The organism is Rhizobacter sp. P3_B12, from assembly GCF_056402895.1.
Genome location: NZ_JBFUGN010000279.1, coordinates 1 through 6,623, shown reverse-complemented (window position 1 = coordinate 6,623; position 6,623 = coordinate 1). Strand labels below are relative to the sequence as shown.

11 protein-coding genes are annotated in these 6,623 nt (G+C 64.5%); 9 read left to right on the top strand and 2 right to left on the bottom strand.

What is annotated here, in order from left to right; translation table 11 throughout:
- Positions 1-272, bottom strand: a 272-nt coding sequence (locus AC1D01_RS15940; protein WP_477867864.1) for a phage regulatory CII family protein, incomplete at its 3' end; no start/stop codon positions are given.
- 137 nt (positions 273-409) lie between these two features.
- Between AC1D01_RS15940 and AC1D01_RS15935 the strand changes: the two genes are divergently transcribed.
- Positions 410-637: a hypothetical protein gene (locus AC1D01_RS15935; protein ID WP_477867862.1), complete on the top strand. Its 228-nt coding sequence runs from the start codon at positions 410-412 to the stop codon at positions 635-637.
- A 12-nt stretch (positions 638-649) separates the two neighbouring features.
- Here the strand turns inward: AC1D01_RS15935 and AC1D01_RS15930 are convergent, their stop codons facing one another.
- On the bottom strand, positions 650-859 hold the full coding sequence (locus tag AC1D01_RS15930) for a helix-turn-helix domain-containing protein (RefSeq protein WP_477867860.1): 210 nt from the start codon (positions 857-859) through the stop codon (positions 650-652).
- A 102-nt stretch (positions 860-961) separates the two neighbouring features.
- Between AC1D01_RS15930 and AC1D01_RS15925 the strand changes: the two genes are divergently transcribed.
- The 8 genes from AC1D01_RS15925 to AC1D01_RS15890 all read left to right on the top strand — a co-directional run bounded on the left by AC1D01_RS15925 (position 962) and on the right by AC1D01_RS15890 (position 6,332).
- Positions 962-1,576, top strand: a complete 615-nt coding sequence (locus tag AC1D01_RS15925; protein ID WP_477867858.1) for a S24 family peptidase — start codon at positions 962-964, stop codon at positions 1,574-1,576.
- 110 nt (positions 1,577-1,686) lie between these two features.
- Complete coding sequence (locus tag AC1D01_RS15920; RefSeq protein ID WP_477867856.1) at positions 1,687-1,893, top strand: hypothetical protein; 207 nt, start codon at positions 1,687-1,689, stop codon at positions 1,891-1,893.
- Positions 1,890-2,147, top strand: coding sequence for a hypothetical protein (locus AC1D01_RS15915; RefSeq protein ID WP_477867854.1), 258 nt, complete (start codon positions 1,890-1,892; stop codon positions 2,145-2,147). Before AC1D01_RS15920 ends, AC1D01_RS15915 begins: the two co-directional genes overlap by 4 nt.
- Positions 2,144-2,290 (top strand): hypothetical protein, encoded by a 147-nt coding sequence (locus tag AC1D01_RS15910; RefSeq protein ID WP_477867852.1) that lies wholly within the window; start codon positions 2,144-2,146, stop codon positions 2,288-2,290. The genes AC1D01_RS15915 and AC1D01_RS15910 overlap by 4 nt, the downstream gene beginning before the upstream one ends.
- Positions 2,281-2,520 carry a hypothetical protein gene (locus AC1D01_RS15905; protein WP_477867850.1) on the top strand — a complete coding sequence of 80 codons (240 nt, stop codon included), beginning with the start codon at positions 2,281-2,283 and terminating at the stop codon, positions 2,518-2,520. The genes AC1D01_RS15910 and AC1D01_RS15905 overlap by 10 nt, the downstream gene beginning before the upstream one ends.
- Before the next feature lie 89 nt (positions 2,521-2,609).
- Positions 2,610-3,209, top strand: a complete 600-nt coding sequence (locus AC1D01_RS15900) for an HD domain-containing protein (RefSeq protein ID WP_477867848.1) — start codon at positions 2,610-2,612, stop codon at positions 3,207-3,209.
- Between the two features lie 17 nt (positions 3,210-3,226).
- A complete protein-coding gene (locus AC1D01_RS15895) occupies positions 3,227-4,975 on the top strand; it encodes a ParB/RepB/Spo0J family partition protein (RefSeq protein ID WP_477867846.1) in 1,749 nt (582 codons plus the stop codon).
- Between the two features lie 370 nt (positions 4,976-5,345).
- Positions 5,346-6,332: a site-specific integrase gene (locus AC1D01_RS15890; protein ID WP_235582408.1), complete on the top strand. Its 987-nt coding sequence runs from the start codon at positions 5,346-5,348 to the stop codon at positions 6,330-6,332.
- Positions 6,333-6,623 lie beyond the last annotated feature (291 nt).

Genomic DNA, 6,623 nt, shown 5'->3' with positions numbered 1-6,623 from the left:
CCCTTGAAGGTGTCGTCGTCGATGCCGTCGGCGCAGGCCGGCAGCGGCAGCACCATGCAGTGGCTGGCGAGCGCGAAGGCATTCAGGATGCCCCGGTCCTTCGTCAGCAGCGTGAGCTTGAGGGCGTCGGCCAGGCCGATCTTGGCGGTCGGGTAGTTGGGATCGACCTCATGGCTGAGCGTCGAAGCGCTCTTGCCGAGCAGCGGTGCGAGCGCGGTCGCGCCGCCGGGGTAGTCGTGTACGAGGTTGAAGGCTGCAGTCTGGACGTTCATGGCATGGGTCCGTGGGGGTTGCTATGGAAGCGCCCTGCCCCGATCCCGATACTGCGCACCAGTGAGCGCAGGTGGGACAAGGAACCCGATCGCGCTGTGGCGCAGCGACGATCGGAGGCAGAGGCATGGAGGGAGAAATGCGTTGGGGCAGCGTGTTCGCGCAGGTGAGCGTCGAGTTCGTCGACATCCCCTCGCCTATCGGGCCGCTGGGGGCGCTGGAGGTGACGCTTCGGGCGCCAGGAGCACCGGCCCCTGCCACGTTGTGCCTCGGCGTGCCGGCGGCGCGGCGACTGTGGGAAGCGCTGGACGACGCGCTGCGGTTGCGCTCGACGACAGTTGAGGCGCAAGGCAAGGGATGCGCGTGATGGAGGCCGCGCTCATGCAGCGCTCCGTGGCAAGGCGCTATTCGGTGTCCCATGCTCCGTCACAAGAGCCGCAAGCCGTAGGGCGTCATCGGCCGCCTCGGGCACGTCTCCTCGTTGCCAACGAGACAATCGTGGCTGCGGAATTCCCGTGCGACGGGAGATCTCTGTTTGGGTCATGCCCCTGTCCCGAAGGCACTTGATCAAGCCGGTGGTGTCACTCATGGCACCACTTTATGCGTTATCGCATTATTTGTCTATGCCCCAACGCATTATGCGACGATGCACAGTGTCGGAATGAAGCCTTTTGAGCTAATCGCTGCCCTCATGCACCGTGAAGGCCTAGGTCCGCTTCCCCTCGCGAAGAAGATCGGAAAGGCCAAGCTGCAGCCGCAGATCCACCGGTTCTCCCGCGGTGAGGTGGCGAACCCGGATCGCACCACTGCCGTGCCAATCGCCGAGTACTTTCATATCCCGGTCGAGGCGATCTACGACGAGCGCGTCGCGACCGAAGTGGCACGTGAACTGGGGATCACCACCGTCGCGCCAACATCCCCAACGACACCGCGAAAAAAAGTGTCAGTAGCTCACCCCATGAGCCAGTCAAGTGTCAAGCTTGGCGCCAAACAACTGGACTGGGGGGCATTGATGGAGGGAGAGCTGCCGGCCGTCTTCGAGGTGGCCGTGCCGGACGATGCGATGGCGCCACGAGTTAGAGCAGGCCAGATCGTCAAGTTCGATACACGCGAGACACCGCGCCCTGGAGACGGGATCCTGGTCGTCGACAACAACGGCGAATGGTTTTTTCGCCTATTCCGGCAGGGACGCCGCGGCGCATGGGAAGCTGCTGCGGAGAACGCCGCGTATGAAACCTTGCAGGCCGACAGAGACGGCCTGAAAGTAGTGGCGGTCCTCGTTGGCGTTCAGGCTCGCTGGGGATGATGCGAGCCATAGAGGCCACCCCCTAGAATCGATATTTATGCGATAACGCATTGACAATGCGTTATTCGCAATCGCATAATTCTTCATCGAACACCGATGGAGTCAATGCGATGAATGCATCCCACAGCAGCTACCGCTGCACCTACCACCCCGCCGATCGCGCTGGTTTCGCGAGCATCAGCGAAACGGGTGTTCTTCCTTTCGTCCAGTTGCGCGCTTCTGACGCCGAGGAAGCTCAACGCCTTGCGCACCTCATCACCGGGTGCGCAGTCAGCGACGTGCTGCGTCTTGAGCAAACCTCGACGAGGTGCGCATGAGCGCCGTCGTTCACAAGTTGCCGACGGTGGCAGCATCGGAAGTGGTGTCGATCAAGCTCATCGCCCAATCGGGCACCTGGCCGCAGATTGACATCGGCGAGCGAGAACCCGGCAACCCGATCCGCTTCCAGATCTCCGCCCCGCACCAAGACTACTTGCTCTTGTCGCATGGGCARCTCTCGGCGCTGGTTTCTGCAGCCAGTGCGTGGCTCGACCTGTTCGCGCAGCACACGCCGGAGGCAAGCGAAGCATGAGCCGCCGCTACCTCGCCCGCTACACGCTCAGCGACGGCACGCGCGGCGCGCTGCAGGTCGTCGCATCGCACAGCTTCGATGTCATCGACATGCTGGTGCGCAGCTTCTCCACCCTTCGCAGCTGCAGCGCGAGGTGCCTGTGATCGCCGCCGCCCTGCCCCTACCCACGCCGGCCGACTGGGACGCCACGAGCTACCGCGCCTGCGAGCTGTGCGACCACCGCATGTACGACGGCACCGACCTGGTCTGCTGTTGCCCGGCCGCGGTCGCGTCCGATCGCTGGCGCCCCGTCACCGTCATGCGAGCGTCGCTCGGCGGCTGCGGCCCTGATGCCCGATTCATGCGCATCAACTTCGACAGCCTGCACGCCTGACGGCGCGCCGCCGCCCTTCCCCACCCTTTCTCCCGCCCGCCTGCGCCATCGCAGGCGGCGAGCTTCAACACGCCTGCACAGGACGTCAAATGACCTGGATCACCACCTCCACCGGCGATGAGGTATCGCTGCAGCAGCCACGGCTTGCCAGCATCACCCTCGCGACCATCGCGCACCACCTTGCGCAGATCAACCGCTTCACCGGYGCMACCTGYCGGCCGTACAGCGTCGCCGAGCACTCGCTGCTGGTCTGCGAAATCGCCGAGCGTGAGTTCAATCTGCCGTCGCACGGTCTGCTCGCCGCGCTGATGCACGAYGCACAYGAGGCCTTCACCAACGACCTCAGCACTCCGGTGAAGACTGAGATCGGCGCGCCGTGGGCAGCCTTCGAGCACCGCTTCGAGCGCGTGATCCGAAGTGCCTTTGCCATCCACGTCGCCTCGACCGCGCACGCCGCCGCGATYAAACGCGCCGACCTGATCGCCTTGGCAACCGAGCGCGCCCAGCTRCTGCCCGGCGGCGGCACGCCTTGGGAAGTCCTGCAGGGCGTGCCCACGGCGCCTTGGGTGGACCTGATGTCCCGCAAGCGCTGCACGGCCCGCTGGAGCGATTGGCGCAACGCCTTCAGCGAGCGCGCCGACTTCCTCGATTTCCAACGCCAAGAGCAAGCCCACCGGCTCGGCCGCTGAACATCCACGGAGCACCTATGGAACACATCATCACCGACATCCCGCTGGACGACCTCCACGAGAGCCCGTTCAATCCGCGCCGCACCTTCGTCGGTATCGACGAGCTGGCCGCCAACATCGTGGCCGAGGGTCGCATCCACGAGCCTCTGCTCGTGCGGCCGATCGTCGTCATGGGCATCGATGGCTTCGAGATCGTCTTCGGGCATCGCCGCTTCCGCGCGGCAGCGGTGGCCGGGCGGCTGTCGGTGCCTTGCATGATCCGCACGATGACCGATGCCGAGGCGCGCAGCGCTCAGGTCGCAGAGAACCTGCAGCGCGCCGACGTGCACCCGATCGAGGAGGCCGAGGGATTCCAGGCCATGATCGATGGCGACAACCTGACGGCCGACGATCTGGCGGCGAAGTTCGGGAAGAGCCGCAGCTATGTGTACGGTCGGCTGAAGCTGCTGGAAGCCTGCCCCGCCGTCCGCAAAGCCTGCCTGGCCGGGGAGGTCGGCAGCGAGGTCGCGCTGCTCATCGCGCGGCTGCGCACGCCGGCTTTCCAGGAGAAGGCGCTCAACTACATCAGCAAGGAATATCACGCGAAGCTGGACGATGGTGGCAAGCGCAGCTACCGCATCATCCGTGACCTGCTCAGCGAGAAGTTCTCGCTAGACCTGAAGGACGCGATCTTCGACATCGAGGACGAAATGCTGGTGCCCGCCGCCGGGCACTGCGTGCGCTGCCCGAAGCGCACCGGCAACGCCCCGGAGTTCGACGACATCAACGCGCCCGCCGACAGGAAGGACAAGTACGGCCGCTACCTCGATCGCGCGCCCGTGCACGGTACAGACGTCTGTACGGACCCCGATTGCTTCGCCGAGAAGATGAAGGCACACCTGAAGCGCGAGGCCGCGAAGCTGCAGGAGGCCGGCAAGGTCGTCGTGCAGGGCTCCAAAGCTCGCCAGGCGATCGACGCGTGCGGCAACATCAAGGGCGGCTTCATCAAGCTCGCCGACGTGCGCGACGCGCTGAAGAAGGTGGCGAAGGACGCGAAGCCGACTGTCGTCACCATCCAGGATCCGCGCAACGGCAAGACGCACCAGGTCGTGAAGATCGATGAGGTGAAGGCCGCCGGCGTGAAGGTCAAGGAACCAGCGTCATCGCGCTCGCATGTCGAGAGCGATGCCGATCGCAAGAAGCGCGAGGCGGCGCACGCGAAGCGATTGGCCGAGTTGCAGGCCGAACTCGACGCCCGCATGTCGTTGCTCACGCGCGTGCGCGCCGCAGCGGCCGTCGCACCCCGAAGCGCCTTCGACCTGCAGATGGTCGCCCAGGTGGCGCACTCAGGCGTGGCATGGGAGGACAGAGGCATGCTGGCGGAACTGCACGGGGTTGAGCGGAACAGCCTGCAGGCGCACATTGCAACCCTGCCGCTCGACGAGCTGACGCTGTTCATCCTCGACTGCGCCCTGATCCAGAACGTGCGCGTCCCCGCCCACGCGCTCGATCGCAAGCCAGAGCAGTTGCTTGCCGCCGCGGCGCACTACGGAGTCTCGTCGACCTCAGAGCGCGGCCCGAGTGCAGCTCCTCGCCGTCGCCCGAAGTCCGCACCCAAACGACCTAGCCAAGGCAAGTGGGCAGCAGAAGTCGGGCATGCCGCAGAAGCGTTTGCGCAGGAGGATCTCAGTCAATCAAACGTGGATGGCTCTAGTCCGAGCGAGACGGCCAGCTCCGAATCGGATCAAGCCGCGCCCGCCCGCACCCACGACGAGGTGATCCACTAAATGGCGCCCTGGCTTGACGACGACGAGGTGGCGCAGCTGTGCCAACCACTTCTGACTGCTGCGGCCCGGGTCCGCTTCCTCAGGCGYGCTGGACTACACGTTGCCACGAAGCCAAACGGCCACCCAGTCATCATGCGGTCCGAGCTTGAGCGCGTGTTTGGCGCTGCTCGCTTGGCTCCCTCGGGCCAGGGGCGCTCTGCTGCGATGGAACCCAACGTCACAGGGCTGCAAGACTGGGCAGCAAAACGAAGGAGACCTCTCAATGGGGCGCAGGCGCAAGGACGGTGACCCACTCGGTCTGGCAGGCACGCGATTGGCCGTTCGCCGCGGAAAGTTCTGGTATCGGCATCGCAACGGACGATGGGAGAACATGGGCACCGACCTGGCCGCCGCCAAGAAGGCCGCAGCCATGCACAACGATCCTGGGAAGGCGTATGGAACTGTGCAATGGTGGTTCGGTGAGTTCCTCACGGACTGCAAGCTTCGCGTGTCGGCCGGCACGCTGAGTCAGCGCACGCTCGACGACTATGCAGGGTATGCGGACTACGGTGGCCCGCTGCTCGCGTACTTCGGCCGCATGTTCCCCGACCAAATCAAGCCGTCGCACGTGCAGAGCTATCTTGAGGACAACGCGGCGCTAGGCCGGCCAACACCAGCCAATCGGGAGCGCGCATGCCTGTCCTCCATGCTGAGCTGGCTAATCCGTACTGGCCGCGCCGCCGACGGTTTCAGTGTCAACCCATGCATGCGCGCCAGCGGTGTTCGCCGCAACCCGGAGTCGCGCCGCGAGCGCTACGTGACCGATGCCGAGTACCGAGCGGTTTATGACGCGGCGGGAGGCGCCGTCAGGCTCGCAATGGAACTGGTCTACAGGACTTTGCAACGGCCAGAGGTCGACGTACTTGCGTGGACTCCTGCGAACATTCGCAACAAGGAAGGTGGTCGAGTTCTCAGCTTTGTTCAGAGCAAGACCGGCCGCAAGATAGATATAGCACTCGTTGGAGTCCTCGACAGCCTGGTCAATGCAGCAGTAGGCCAAGTACCAGTGCTGCGCCAGCCGATCATCCATACCCGCGACGGCAATGCGTACACATACACCGGGCTCAGCGCGATGCTTCGGCGCTCGATTGAGCGCGTCAAAGCAGCGCACAAGCTCGCCAAAGGGCCTTTGGCCGAAATGCCAAGTTTTGGCCTGCGCGACCTGAAGGGCAAGGGTGCGACAGATATGTACCTTGCGGGTGAGCCGATTGAGCGCATTCAGTTGCTCTGCGGCCACGCAGACAAGTCAACGACCGAGATCTACATCAAGCAGCGGTGGCAGCAGACAGCACAACCCAACCTGCGCGCAATTGCGTGAGTTTCCGCGCTCTGGCAACACAGGCGCAATTTGTGCCTCCAGGCCGGATGCAGCCGGTCGGTTCTCAAGAGAGAAAGCCCGTTGCCCCTGAGACCATTCGTCGTGCGCCGCGCGCACTGCGGCTGTGCCTTGACCTGTGAACTCCAACGACGGCGAACAGTCCTTCGTCTTGCCGCACGCCTGCGTGCGCTGGCAGACAGACGGCGGTGTCACACGGTGCCATGGTCTGCTTATCGGCGGCGCCAAGTGACATCGCACGTTGAGCTACGTATGCGTCAAGGGGTGCAGGCG